The 13,300-nt window shown below is 41.7% G+C and carries 11 protein-coding genes; 7 read left to right on the top strand and 4 right to left on the bottom strand.

The window, feature by feature from the left end; genetic code table 11:
* The first annotated feature begins 38 nt into the window (after positions 1 to 38).
* The 6 genes from EXU85_RS20610 to EXU85_RS20635 all read left to right on the top strand — a co-directional run bounded on the left by EXU85_RS20610 (position 39) and on the right by EXU85_RS20635 (position 4,004).
* Positions 39 to 827 carry a hypothetical protein gene (locus EXU85_RS20610; RefSeq protein WP_142773899.1) on the top strand — a complete coding sequence of 263 codons (789 nt, stop codon included), beginning with the start codon at positions 39 to 41 and terminating at the stop codon, positions 825 to 827.
* 278 nt (positions 828 to 1,105) lie between these two features.
* Positions 1,106 to 1,354: a hypothetical protein gene (locus tag EXU85_RS20615; protein ID WP_142773900.1), complete on the top strand. Its 249-nt coding sequence runs from the start codon at positions 1,106 to 1,108 to the stop codon at positions 1,352 to 1,354.
* A gap of 214 nt (positions 1,355 to 1,568) precedes the next feature.
* Positions 1,569 to 1,793, top strand: coding sequence for a hypothetical protein (locus EXU85_RS20620; RefSeq protein ID WP_142773901.1), 225 nt, complete (start codon positions 1,569 to 1,571; stop codon positions 1,791 to 1,793).
* 134 nt (positions 1,794 to 1,927) lie between these two features.
* Complete coding sequence (locus tag EXU85_RS20625) at positions 1,928 to 2,119, top strand: hypothetical protein (protein WP_142773902.1); 192 nt, start codon at positions 1,928 to 1,930, stop codon at positions 2,117 to 2,119.
* 281 nt (positions 2,120 to 2,400) lie between these two features.
* The gene (locus tag EXU85_RS20630; protein WP_142773903.1) at positions 2,401 to 3,441 is read left to right on the top strand and encodes a hypothetical protein; all 1,041 of its coding nucleotides are present in this window, start codon (positions 2,401 to 2,403) and stop codon (positions 3,439 to 3,441) included.
* 44 nt (positions 3,442 to 3,485) lie between these two features.
* On the top strand, positions 3,486 to 4,004 hold the full coding sequence (locus EXU85_RS20635) for a hypothetical protein (RefSeq protein WP_142773904.1): 519 nt from the start codon (positions 3,486 to 3,488) through the stop codon (positions 4,002 to 4,004).
* A 96-nt stretch (positions 4,005 to 4,100) separates the two neighbouring features.
* Here the strand turns inward: EXU85_RS20635 and EXU85_RS20640 are convergent, their stop codons facing one another.
* The 4 genes from EXU85_RS20640 to EXU85_RS20660 all read right to left on the bottom strand — a co-directional run bounded on the left by EXU85_RS20640 (position 4,101) and on the right by EXU85_RS20660 (position 9,708).
* On the bottom strand, positions 4,101 to 4,658 hold the full coding sequence (locus tag EXU85_RS20640; protein WP_142773905.1) for a hypothetical protein: 558 nt from the start codon (positions 4,656 to 4,658) through the stop codon (positions 4,101 to 4,103).
* A 91-nt stretch (positions 4,659 to 4,749) separates the two neighbouring features.
* On the bottom strand, positions 4,750 to 6,075 hold the full coding sequence (locus EXU85_RS20645; protein ID WP_142773906.1) for a site-specific integrase: 1,326 nt from the start codon (positions 6,073 to 6,075) through the stop codon (positions 4,750 to 4,752).
* 318 nt (positions 6,076 to 6,393) lie between these two features.
* Entirely contained in the window at positions 6,394 to 6,789 is a 396-nt protein-coding gene (locus EXU85_RS20650) for a VOC family protein (RefSeq protein WP_142773907.1), read from the bottom strand.
* A 2,631-nt stretch (positions 6,790 to 9,420) separates the two neighbouring features.
* A complete protein-coding gene (locus tag EXU85_RS20660) occupies positions 9,421 to 9,708 on the bottom strand; it encodes a hypothetical protein (RefSeq protein ID WP_168207838.1) in 288 nt (95 codons plus the stop codon).
* Positions 9,709 to 10,415: 707 nt separating this feature from the next.
* On the opposite strand from EXU85_RS20660, the gene EXU85_RS20665 reads away from it, so the two are divergent.
* Entirely contained in the window at positions 10,416 to 13,298 is a 2,883-nt protein-coding gene (locus tag EXU85_RS20665; protein WP_142773910.1) for a PAS domain S-box protein, read from the top strand.
* Positions 13,299 to 13,300 lie beyond the last annotated feature (2 nt).

A 13,300-nucleotide genomic window follows, 5' to 3' on the forward strand; every position in this document is an offset into this window, starting at 1 on the left:
TGGTTACTAATTAATCTTCAACCTAAATCCCACACCCAATGAAACAACTGGTTACCTTCCTCTTTTTACTACCCCTTCTGGTAAGCGCCCAAAATCCGCTATCATCCCCCCTGCCAGCGGAAGAAATATATAGGTTTAAGGAACCTGTAAATATGCCTGTCTTGGAAGATGCGGTACTTCGTAACTATACAACTATTAATGCCAACATAATCGCCAAGATTCCCAAAGGGACACTAATTGAGCTAAGGGGAAAGGATAGTGGATATTACCGGGCAGTCTATAAGGATATGCCCGGCTTTATTCATTTTGTCTATATAGACGGAGATTACAAGACCTTCAAATCGAAAAACTATCCCCGCGTCCCTGCCTCTCAATTTGTAAGTTATGAAGATGAGGCAAACAACCTTGTTCAATATGGGAAAGTGAAGTTGGAGTCTGACTTAAAATTAGAGCCATCTATGAGCTCCAAGACGATTTATACGATCCCTGAAGGCTCAGTCTTAAAGATAACTCATCATAATAGCTCTTATTGGGCTGCTGAAATAAATGGTAACAAGGGCTATTTGGGAAAAACCTATGTCATTGCGACTGGCAAGACGCCAGAGGAGGTTGAGAAAATTGCTGCGCCAGCTGGGGAATCAGAACAAACGGTAGAGCAAGTACTAGTAGAGACAAATCAATATCTGAAGTCTAGTAATTCAAAAAAGACCTCACTTCGACGAGTAAGCACTTCATCAAATTACTATATCCGAGGCCCACGAGGGGGATGCTATTACCTGACTGCGAGTGGCCGAAAGCAGTACGTTGATCGAAGTCTTTGTAATTAACCAAATGGACCGGCAATCCTTGCTAAAGCAAAAACTAATTCTGTAGTCATTACTCACGGCAAACCTGATGGAAGTTCAATTTATTCAGGCCTCTGAAGATGTGGACTGGGCAGTACTCGACAGTTATTATTTGTCAGGCAGGGCCTTTGCGGCTGAACATATAGAGATTATAAATCAACTCGAGCGGCTTAAGCCGTGAGTATACAGTTCCTTCTTTCTTAACTTAACTCTCCCTATAAAGTCAATGCATTCATCCCCTTTTTCCAAATCATACACCCATGAGCCTGTTTATTTTTTTCGCCATAGTGCTGGGCATTATAGCCTTTCAGATTATCTCAGCACAACGTGATTATGCCAGAAAGCAAGCTAAGCTAGCCGCTGAAGAAACCCCATCCCCTGATCCAGCTTCCGAATCAGAGCCGATTACCAGTAAACTGGTAGCTGGCCAGTATACTATTACCCCTCTGGAGTCGCTGGCTCCTGGGTTAAAACCTAAACACCCCAGAAAAACTAAACCCCTTACTTAAATATGAACCGTTTTTCCCAAAACCGTCCCCTCATCATTTTGGCTATTCTTATCGCAATAGCGGTTGTGTATACCCTAGTTGCACACGATTGGTTATGGGGACTGTAATGGATGATTCGTTGTCTGAAAGGCCTTGTTTCTCTGTTAATGGAATTTTATACCATCAATAAAGGATAGTTGCCTCCCTCGAAAAAACTAGCTACTTCGGTTTACGCATGACCCAGGCAGAACGGTTTATACTCGCTTATTATAAGTCCGCCTTGACGGATATTATGGCCAATCGGAATCTGGAAAAACATCGGACTCAGATTACGAACCTGATTGGTTTTCTAACAAAAAAGATTGAGCTGGCGAAAGAAGAGCACGATAAACCAATTGGATTTGACGACCTCAAGAATGAGTTTTATTACCTGCTGTATGAGATTTCGGAACGAACGTAGAATGCAGTTCTCTGAGCATTGTTGCCAATAAGCCCGCCTGTTTCTCGGAGAGATTCGTTAGGGCTTCTGATCATGTGATTGACTTTTCCATATAAAGACATTTGTCTGCAACTAATAGACATTATTACAAATTAATGGAACGCAAAACCCTGCTCAAGCAAAAGCTGAATCTGGAATACCTACTCACGGCCAATCTGAAGGAGGTTCAGTTCCTTCAGGCTTCGGAGGATGTCGACTGGGCAACACTCGACAGGTGCTATCTATCGGGTAGGGCGCTGGCGGCTGCGCACATGGAGGTGGTGAACGAGCTGGCGCGGATGAAGTAGGATGAGTTACCAACTCATAGATTTAGGATTAGTAACACCGGACGATTTTTTAGCCTAAATAGTCAATGATTTTGGTGAATCACAGTTGAGGTACTAATGGGCAATGGACCCATGCTCGCCAAGCGGTTCGTGCTAGTAAATTAGTAAGTCTGATACTTTATGCCTTTACCCTTACATACAGTGAATTATCCAATAAGTACTTTTATTAGGCGGATATTTGGCATTTGACTCAGTAACTAAAACGGTAATCTCATCCACATAACCAAATTAACCTTTAAATAATGGCTATCTATAATTCTTTCAGGATATTAATTAGTGAACAGCCAAGCCTGTTTCAACCAGATAGAGATAAAAAGGAAATCTTTAAAGAAGTATTGAACCGACTTGTTGACATAAAGCGAGAAGAATTTATTTATAAGGGCTCAAGACATATCTGGTTTTATCTATTAGAGCCATCAAGTAACTTGTATATATTTCAATTTGCCAAAGAGGAGAGGTTTAATACACCACGAGAGGTAGACGGCAAAATACAGATAGTGGTGGATATTCGCGTACCTTATATCAACGTAATAATTGACTGGGAACGGCAGATTTTTTTGATCGAAAATAAACCATCTGTATTTCAATCTATGGATTTAATTGTGCAACGGTTAGAGTCATATTTTGAGAGTCAGATAAATGCCAGAACTCATGCAAATTACAAAATAACCCTGAGCGCCATTTCTAGAGATGTCGACTTTTGGAATGAGGTAAATGAGGCAGATAGAATTTATTCTCTTGAGTTGGCCTTTAATCCACCCAACATGTTTGAGGGTCGTCACGAGGCTAGTGAATTAGTTAAAGAAGCATATGGAGCAACTAAATTTTCCAGATTTAAATTAGTATTTATAAGCGATAAGGGCCGACTAAAAGTATTACGAGATAACTTTAAAGACTTTATTAGCCTAATTGCTTCCGGTGGTGGTAGTTATTTACTTAAAATGGTAAGGTCTAAAGGGAAGAAAAAAGAATCAACCCGTGTTAACAGTCGATATTTTGCAAGCCAACAAACTTTGCCAGATGATATAACGCAGCTAAAGGAAGAGGAATTAAATACCAAATTAAGGGTGATTGATAAACAGAATGAAGACAATAAATTAATCGATTCTAGTAAGCCTGCTTCTAATGACGACTCTACACCTTTAATTGGGCCAACTAGTCCCGATGACATGAAAACAACAAAAGCCGTTAAGCTTCCAAGAACGGCTAAGAAGAAAAAAGGTAATGGCCCTAAAAATGATACAAGCGACAATATAGGCAGTACAGATTCTACTGAACAATAGTACACAAGAATGAATTAAATATTACAAAAAATTGTTTATATACTGTGAAATCTTTATTAAAAATATTTAGAACGATAACTATAATAGGGGGAACTCTATGTATATCTTACTTTTTAATAAAGGAAACTTCCATCAATAAAACTAAAATTGTCGAAGGTGAGTTTTTATTTACATTATTAGGGGTTTTGTTAGGTTTTGCTTTTACCTTACTAACCTTTATAATTTCTATGTTAGATAAAATAAAGGAACAAGTAGCAAAAGATGTTAATAAAACTAAAGTTGCTAAAGACAATATTATGAAAAGAATCGGCTTTCTTCATAGTGAATTAAGACAAGATATTTATTTTATATTTATTACATTTATTATAGTAGGAGTATCAATTATTGCAGAAAAAATAAATTTCCCCTTTTCAGAATTTATTAATTCACTAGGAACAACAAAGATTGAGATATTAAATATCTTAAAATTTTCTATATTTCTCCTCAATTTATATGTCATATATGATTTACTTGAAGTTACGTTCTCTGTATCAGAAACTACTAGTATAAGTTCACAACCATAAAATTTTTCATTTCAAGTACTTCAACTATTTTTTGATCCGCTCATCCTCAAAGCTACCCAACTACCTTACTCATCCCCAAACCTTGTTTTTCCCTTTTTAAATAGATGATTTTCTATTTTTTTTGCTTAGAAATTGAGTAAATACACCAACGGCAATAGCGAATAATGATGACAGAATTAACGTATTAGTTTTATCAATATCAGACTTAATGTGGGAAATTTCAGATTCGTTTATCTCATTAAAATGCTCTAAATCTTTTCTTAAAATAGGTATTTCCAATGATTTTTCAATATCCTGATTTAGTAAGTATTCTATTTTTGAAAACCTCTTATTTAGACTATCGTGAGCTTCTTTAATTCTATAATTAGCAAATGCAGTAGCCAACAACTTACTATCTTTTATTTCCTCTAAAGATTTCATTTCAAGCCTTAAATAACGTATATCGTTTCTTGTATCTGATAATTCTTTTTTAACCCCATCAAGGAACTTTTGAGTTCTTGCATTTTCAAGTTGCGTATCGACCAGACGAAAAGATCCAGATGTTAAGGATGCCAGAATAGCAAGTATGGTAATTAAGACACTTAATAGCCCAAATGCTTCCTTTAACGATAAGTTGTTAATCAGACTTTTAATTGTCTCAATTATATGTTTCATAGTATTCTAATTTTTAAAATGCTTTTTATCTATTACAGCCAATGCGTTAAGTACTTCTTGTTCTGCTCACCCTCAAAGCTACCCAAATTCTTTACTCATCCCCAAATATGGCATCCATCGCCGTATCCAGACTCTCCTTATCAAATGAATTCAGATACCGCTGGGTGGTATCCAGCCGCTGATGGCCCAGTGCCTGTCGAATGTCGTCAATCGAGATGTTCTTGGACTCCTTCATTTTACGCCTAGCCTTATCGGCAAAACTATGCCTGGCCGTATGGAACGTTAACCGGTCGGTAATGCCCGCCTTTTTAGCCAGTAGTTTCAATTCTCCATTGATCTGGCTTTGTGCGGAAGATATATCATTAAACAGCCTGACGGCCATCTCCCTGGGCATTTTCTTTTTCTGCTCATGGGTGGCATAGGGGGCGTATCCAGCCTCATCGGATAAGACTCCAAACAGATAACTATCCGGCCCGACTCCATCGCGCCGGAACAGTTCCACGATCTCACGGGCCTTTCGGGTTAGCCGGGTGGACATGAATTCGCCGGTCTTGGACATTTGATACTCCAGGCGCTCAGATCCGGGTTCACCCACGATATTGCTCCAGCGGAGTTGCAGCACATCACGGCTCCTGATGCCCCCCATCTGGTAGGCAAACAAATAGAGCCATTTAGCGCGAAACAGCCAGATACCAGCCTCGTATGTTCTACCGGTTGAATCCCTTCGGTTACTACCCACATCCACCGCTTCGATGGCATCGACCTGGGCATCGGTCAGTTTTAGTCTTGGCGCTGGCTTATCGCCCGGCATATCAAAATGCAGAAACGGATCTTTCGCAATCAGTTCCAGTTTCAGCGCTTCGGACGTCATGCGCTTAATCCGGTTAAAGTACGTATGCTGGGTACCGTTCATTTTGCCCGTTGCCTGCAAATGGCGCTTGAAGCGGTTCAATAAGTCCAGGTTGATGCTACTCAGGGGCACCTCTTTCCCGGCAAACTCGACGAACATACCCAGCCGGGACTTTAGGTTGCGCTGGTAGCCCACGCTATGCGAGGCCGCATCGGCAACCATCTTGTCGGAGAAACTGCCGATGGTCCAGCCGGTATCGGGAAAGGGGTTACGCAGCCGGTCGATCAGGCCTTCACTGGTGATGGGACCTTTTTCGCCTAACTTGTCAATTTCGGCTTCGGTCTTGCGGATCAGTTTCAGCAGTTCCCCGTTGAAGAATTTAAAATCGCTATTTTTGGACGAAATCCATTTACCGCGGGCGGCATGGGGATCGAACTCGGTGGGCAGAACGGCCACAATGGTTTTGATTCGTCTCAGCTTTCGATTGGCCGTCACCCGCAGAAAAATCGTGTAGCGGCCGTCTTTGCCGGGCTTGGAGTTGATCTCGAACTTATAGGTAGCGTTCATGCCCCTAATCTACGATTACTGAAACAAGTGCTGAAACAAATGGGTATTTTTATGTTGTCGTATGGTGTACGATACCGTACGATTTAGGGCTTTACGGGCCAAAACAGGCCATTGCGGGCCGCAGGGGTGTTCTCCCCGTGGTCACATTCAAAAGCGCCCAAATCAGCTTGATTTGGGCGCTTTTTCTTTATTACAAGCGTTTTAATAGCAAGAAAATACCAGCAACTTCCAATTAGTAAGCAAGGCTGAATCAGACTCAAAGTTGCAAAACAGTGCCCTTTCTTAGCCATTTTCCTTTCGAAACAAAGTAGCAATAACCTATATTTCTCCTGGAGACGTGCTGAGGGGCGTGAAAAAGTTTACCAAATTACCATCCGGATCCCTGAACAGTAATGAACGATTCCCCCAGGGCATGGTCGTTGGTTTCTGAATGACCATCTCGCCCAGGATGTCGACTAACTTTCCATATTCGGCATCAACGTCATCAACACGGAATTCAATAATAGCCGAATGGTTGTCAGCGGGCTTGGCTACGTTGTCACCTCCAAACAGCTGTAAGGTTCGTGTGCTAGCAATTGCCAAGGTCGCCGTTGGCGTATGCAACTCAGCGAAATCTTCTGTATAGTGCGTTATTGACCTACCTGTAACCTGCTCATAGAACCGAACAAGCGGTTTGATGTCTGCGGTAATAATCCGAACTGAGGCAAAATTCATAGGGTATCTGCGTTTTTAAATGACACAAAATAATCCACATCCACTGACAGCCCTATGTCAGTAGCTCTATTGCAATTCCTTGGTTCTACCGGATTTCGATTCAGCTTATCGAGCGATTTACCTACATCTTGAGCCAAGCGTAATACTGATTCAGATGGTGCAACAGCCAAGCAACTTCAGTGAGACACTGATAATGGAGTTTTAGAAGTCATGACATGTCATAGTCACTTGGACTCTTTGAATGAATCAGCCACAAAGTAGCCTAGTCAAATTGAATTTGGCAGCAGATAACTACGAAAATAGACTATCACTCCGGCATCCATCTGCTTATTATCTAAAGCTGCGTTCGGATTTGCCCTCTGAACATACAAGCTTTTTGTGGACGCAGTGAAACTCAATCCTCGATATAAAACAAGTTAATTTCGTGTTTTCCTTTCAACAAATCCTCAATTGAGTACTTTTACTTATAGTATACACTAAATTTTTATGGATATTTTAATCCTGACCATGTAAGGCTTTATTAATTTTAGGCGTGAATCGTCAACTTACACAACTATCGCCCCTGCTCACTCTCCTTATTTCGGCGCTCCTAATCGCTGGTGCATACCTTTTCCCCTTTGAGAGTAATTACACACTACTTTGCTTTGTTACTTCATTAGGCTTTTCTTTATTAAGTATTTTCCTAAAACGCAATGCTGTAAAGTACATCCCACTTTTCGTGAGCCTATCAATCTCTTGGCTTTCCGGTCTCAAGCGGGTTAAATAGTAGCTGGGTATTTTTCACCTTTATTCGTTCGTAGTTGCCAGCCGGTAGTTGAAGCCACTAGATAAAAGTTTGCGTATCATTAACTTAGTAATGCATTGACATTTAATGATTTTGTATTATTTTGAACCGAAATATTACTCGTTATGCACTAACATGTTACTTGCAATTGCTTTTCTTTTCGCCCTTGGGCTTGTTGCCCCTAAGCTAGTTACCCAGTCCAGATTTACGCTTAAAGGGCGTTGCCCAGAATGTAAATCGACTGAGCTAAACCGGACGCATAGGCCTCCCCTAGCTAAACCGTTCCCAATGAAACGCTATTCCTGCGACCACTGCCGGCATAAGTTTTACCAGGTTTTCACAATGCCCTAAACAGATAAAGGTTACTAGGAGCAATCAGCGGATATAGTCCCCAACTGGTAATAAACATTGGGGATCAGCTCATCTGTGCCTACATTCATTAGCCTATGAAAGTCCTCCGGCAATCAAGTCAGACTTTCATAGGCTAATTGGTAGCTAACTTATTTCGATTAAGATGCGGTAAGAGCAAGTTCAATATTCTTTCTCTAAATGATAGCTTATTGGTTTCCACGGATTCACCACTTTGTATCCATTGATAGCTGTTTGACAAATTAGGAATACCATCCTCACTATTTACCTAGCCTAAAGGGAATCTCTCACCTGATGCCGAAAAAATCGGTCATGTACTTTTTTAATTGTTCTTCGTTGTGAAGCCTTTTTGTTACTTAAATAAAATAACAGAAAACAATATAACAGTATATTGTTTACACTATTTTCATTAAACACACAAACATTACAAAATGAAATAAGCAGGAGTTTAATGAACGCTATCCTGTTGAATTACAATAGATTCCTGATCAGATTTTAAGAATTTAGTTAAACTATCTTATTGGCTTCACTTTAGGGTAAATCTGGTATAATTTCTAAACAGATAAATTACATTTCTAAGCCAGCTAATTTTATACTAGTAAAAATTTAACCAGAGTTTATTAACGCTTTTAAATCTTATTTTTCCGTTTTTCTTCCTATCAAAAAGTTCATTTTAGGCTTAAAATTTCACAAAATCTACATATCATAGTTATAATTAACTATGATATGTAACGCTCAGTAAATTTCGCATAAGTACATCTTCTAAATGAATAAGTTTGTACTAATCATTCACCGTAACATAACTCATGAAAACGAATTACCTCATCTCAGCTACTTGGTTAGCAGTGCTTCTCATTGCATCCTTCCTCTTCCTGTTTGCCTTAAAAGGCCTTTTTAACCTCATTTTCATCTAGGTTTAACTCCGACAAATTAGTCAGGCGGGCCAGCTACAGCTAGTCGCTTATTCTCCTATTCTACCTTGTATGGAAATCATCTCCGGTTATGGTCGCTATTGTTCTTCGTTGCCAGTAAGTTGTACTGGATCGCTTTGGCAAGGTTATGGAGGTTGGCTATATCGGGTGTGCTCATTTTTACTTGTAGAGCCACCCCGCCGTCAATCTAGGCTAACTCGTTCCGCTTGCCAGGCAGTACCCGTCCATATGGAGTACACTATTCTTAGTTATTATTCCCATTGCAGTATAACTCCCTGCACTCCCATATTGTCAATATGCCCACAGGTAACTTTAGTAACTACTGTAGCCAGACTCCGACCGGCAACCGGTAGAATTCCTTATAGTATGTTTGCTCCATTGAATAGACTGATTGCTACTGTATAGCTGAGCGATCAGTTTCGCTGCTTCACTTTTTTCGTTGCCGGGATTTAAACGAATACAGGTCATGGAGGTCTGTATTCGTTCGTTTTTGCTCTATAAAACAACTAAATAAGGGGGCCTTGAAGCTATTTGCGTACTGGTTAGCTATTTTCCTACATCCTGGTTACTTGTCAATAACCGGATGGCTTCTACCAGTTCTATACGTTTACGAGTGTAATAAACCAGTTCCTGGGCCGCATTGGTGTGCATAGTCCCATCTTCTGACGATGCACCACCTAATGTAAATAACTCAATGGTATCGTACAGTTCGTCAATCAAAGCGTCACACTGACGGATCATATCCTCTAGTTGCTTCCTCTGGTGGCCAACATTCGGGTCGTTTTCATGGCTGGGCTGGCTCATAGTCGTAACTGGAATGCCAGCTTCTCTCATCTGGCTTTATTACTATTTTTGAGGCCCGCCAGAAACAGTTGCAACCAGAGGCTCTATGGCCAACAAAGAGGTCAATGACACGAAGCTACTCCCTACAGCTAATGAATTGATCAACAGTAGGAATAGTATTCAAAAAAGTCAATTAGCAGCTATTGATCATAAAATTTTTCTGTTAATTAAAGGACTCAATTAACAGAAAGGCAGAACGCTATATTATATGAATATCAAATATTATAAACTAAAAAGCAATAATTATTAAAATATAATAGCCATATAACTAAGAAATAGGCAATTATATGTAATTTTGGTAACAAATAACAATACGTATAAGCCCATTCAATTAGCTTACTGGTATTGTCCGGATTTCCTGCTCATGCAGACTTATGCTTCAGCATTGACTTATTGACAAAATGCCAGCAAACATATCAAGTAGAAGTGTACAAATTTGTAGTGTATCTCAGACAAGCTACAAGCGATTGCATCTTATTTTAACAGCTATCAGAAATTATACAGTTAATTAGCACTCTTATTTATATGGATCTTTATAGGTTGCAGAGCTATTACAGCTCAAAAAATCAAAAAAACTTTATCCTAACCCTGAGTACCTTATCTTTCTCTCGATCAACTGGAAAGAGGCAGCCTTGCGCCTAAAACTGCGAAAAACTAAACTTCTGTCGTCTAAAGTTACCACTGGCAATTTGTAACCTATGAACTCACCTCTCCAACGCCGATTTAATCGTCTTAAGCACCAGTTGGCATGCCAGCAAAAGGAGCAACGGCGGATCGAGCGACGGTTGAACATAAAGAAAATACAGCTTGATAAGTCAAAAGAGCAATGTCGCCTGCTCACTGCTACCTTGAACCAGCATCTAGAAAGTAAGTGGGAGCAAGAGCGGCAAAGTGAATACCATTACCGCCAACTTATCGACTCGGTTCGGGATATAATTTTTAAAATTTCACCTGAGGGTTATTTCACCTTCGCAAATTCGATGATGGAGAGCTGTTTCGGCTACGCTCAGTCGGAATTGATAGGTCGGCATTTCGTCCATCTCGTATTACCAGATTATAGAGCCAGATTGATCGCATTCTATCAAACAATGCTTCAAACTGGGCAGCCACACACCTATATTGAGTTCCCGGCCCGAACGAAGGATGGTTCGACAATTTGGATTGGCCAGACGGTTAGTTTGGTTAAAAATGATCAGCAGGTTCTTGAACTGGTGGCCGTTGCGCGGGACATTACCCAACGTAAATTAACCGAAGATTCTTTTCAACTCACCCAGGCTCGCCTGGAGTCACTTATTACAAACCTGCATACGGGTGTGCTGGTGGAAGATGAAAACCGAAAAATCATCCTGACCAATCAGCTCTATTGTGATCAATTTGGCATAAACCGAACACCCGAATCGCTGGTTGGCCAGGCGTACTTATACGTGGCCGTTCCACCCGCCAGTTTGTTCAGGGATGCCGATCAGTTTTTGGATCGGATGAACGAAGTAGTAGATAACCAACTCGCGGTCAGGGATGAGGTGATTCATCTGTCCGACGGGCGAATCATGGAGTGGGATTATATTCCTATCTGGCTGACTGACCACTACCGGGGGCACCTGTGGAAGTATAGAGATATCACTCAGAAGTACCAGTCGGACGAGCGTATCCGCAAGAGCGAAGAAAAGTATCGAACCATCATGAATACGATGGAGCTCGGGTTACTCGAGGTCGACAACAATCAAACGATTTTGCGCGCTTACGAACGCTTCTGCAACATGATGGGCTACACCCAGGAAGAACTGGTGGGCAAAAATGCAGCCGAATTACTTGTCCATCCTGAGTTTAAGCCGGTGATTGACCAGCAGCAAGGGCAACGGGAACGCGGAAACGCGGGTTCTTACGAGTTAGCATTAATTCGTAAGGACGGCACACGGGTATGGGTACTGGTAAGCGGTGTGCCTATCTTTGATGAGCACGGTGTTCTTGTTGGCTCAATGGGTATTCATTACGATTTGAGTGAACGTAAACGGCTTGAAGAGGAATTGGCCCGAGCCCGACAAATAGCAGAGGAGGCACGCCATACTGAAAAGCAGTTTTTGGCTAACATGAGCCACGAAATCCGAACCCCCCTGAATGCGATTCTCGGCTTTTCAAACCTTCTGGAAACGACCTCGCTCACGATCGAACAAAAAGAATTCGCCAGTTTCATCCGGACTGCAGGCAAAAATCTGCTTAATATCGTCAATGATATTCTCGATATTTCCAAGATTGAAGCGGGCATGTTGCCGTTAGAATCGATTCCTTTCAGTATCCCTTCACTAGCGGATTCCATTCGAACTATGCTGCATTCAGCAGCCATCGAAAAAAATCTGTGGCTACTTGTTGAAACAGATCCTACCCTCCCACCGGTTGTATTGGGCGATCCAACCCGACTGACGCAGATTTTAGTAAACTTATTGAATAATGCCATCAAGTTTACCCAGCAGGGTGGTGTTCGGGTTCGAATTGATAAGGTAGCAGAAACAACTGATTCTGTGCGGGTTCGTTTCAGTGTACAGGATACCGGTATTGGCATGGCTGCAGACATCTTACCGTTCATTTTTGAGCGGTTCCGCCAGGCCAGCGACTTTACAACCCGCTATTATGGTGGCACGGGTTTGGGGTTGAACATTGTAAAATCACTCGCGGAAATGCAGGGCGGTTGGGTCAGCGTAGCCAGTACACTCGGGGAGGGTTCTCGGTTTACGCTGGAGATTCCTTATAAAGTGGCATCCATACCAGTTGAACTGATTACGGAGGGGTCGACAATGCCCATTAACCCCGACCTATCCAATCTGCGTATCCTGATCGTAGAGGATAACCTGATGAATCAGAAACTCGCTCTACAAGTCCTGAAACGGCTAGGGTACTCCGCTCAGGTTGCCGAAAATGGTCAGTTGGCGCTCGACCTATTACAGGACGATGAGTTCGATCTGATATTGATGGACATTCAAATGCCGGTCATGGATGGGTACACTACCACCCGTCATATTCGAACAACCTTGAAAAAAGACGTGCCGATTATTGCGATGACAGCACATGCCTTAGCCAGCGAACGAGAGCAGTGCCTACAGGCAGGTATGAACGACTTTCTGCCCAAACCGTTCCAGATTGAGGAATTGCAGCGTATTTTACGGAAATATACCCCCCTCTACTGGTCGGAGGTGGTCTCGTCAAGCAAACCTAAAGTGCTGGCAGAGACTACCCCTAGTTTCTCGGTAGAGGTCTTGTTGAGCGCGTTGGATAACGACCGGGATTTTGCGGCCGAGGTCATGGAGTTGTTTCTGGCCCAAACACCGGGTGAGATTCAGCAAATCCGGCAGAGTCTGGAGCAACATGACTTGCCCACTATTGGCGGGATTATTCATGCACAGAAAGTTGCGTTTCAAATGTTCGGTTTAACCGAGATGGTTCGTTTAAGTCAGACACTCGGAGCTCGTATTGCCGACAAACAACCTGTGAGTGAGGTAAGCCCACTAGTTCATCAGTTTCTGCGAACGCTTGAAGCAGAATTACCTCTTATTCAATCTGTTCTGGAGACATCCTTCAAACTAGATTGACT

It is taken from the genome of Spirosoma sp. KCTC 42546 (genome assembly GCF_006965485.1).
Taxonomy (GTDB): Bacteria; Bacteroidota; Bacteroidia; order Cytophagales; family Spirosomataceae; genus Spirosoma.

Excerpts from the sequence above, each read along its gene's own strand:
- EXU85_RS20610 (WP_142773899.1), top strand. The coding sequence starts at position 39 with ATGAAACAACTGGTTACCTTCCTCTTTTTACTACCCCTTCTGGTAAGC.
- EXU85_RS20615 (WP_142773900.1), top strand. The coding sequence starts at position 1,106 with ATGAGCCTGTTTATTTTTTTCGCCATAGTGCTGGGCATTATAGCCTTT.
- EXU85_RS20620 (WP_142773901.1), top strand. The coding sequence starts at position 1,569 with ATGACCCAGGCAGAACGGTTTATACTCGCTTATTATAAGTCCGCCTTG.
- EXU85_RS20625 (WP_142773902.1), top strand. The coding sequence starts at position 1,928 with ATGGAACGCAAAACCCTGCTCAAGCAAAAGCTGAATCTGGAATACCTA.
- EXU85_RS20630 (WP_142773903.1), top strand. The coding sequence starts at position 2,401 with ATGGCTATCTATAATTCTTTCAGGATATTAATTAGTGAACAGCCAAGC.
- EXU85_RS20640 (WP_142773905.1), bottom strand. The coding sequence starts at position 4,658 with ATGAAACATATAATTGAGACAATTAAAAGTCTGATTAACAACTTATCG.
- EXU85_RS20645 (WP_142773906.1), bottom strand. The coding sequence starts at position 6,075 with ATGAACGCTACCTATAAGTTCGAGATCAACTCCAAGCCCGGCAAAGAC.
- EXU85_RS20650 (WP_142773907.1), bottom strand. The coding sequence starts at position 6,789 with ATGAATTTTGCCTCAGTTCGGATTATTACCGCAGACATCAAACCGCTT.
- EXU85_RS20660 (WP_168207838.1), bottom strand. The coding sequence starts at position 9,708 with ATGAGAGAAGCTGGCATTCCAGTTACGACTATGAGCCAGCCCAGCCAT.
- EXU85_RS20665 (WP_142773910.1), top strand. The coding sequence starts at position 10,416 with ATGAACTCACCTCTCCAACGCCGATTTAATCGTCTTAAGCACCAGTTG.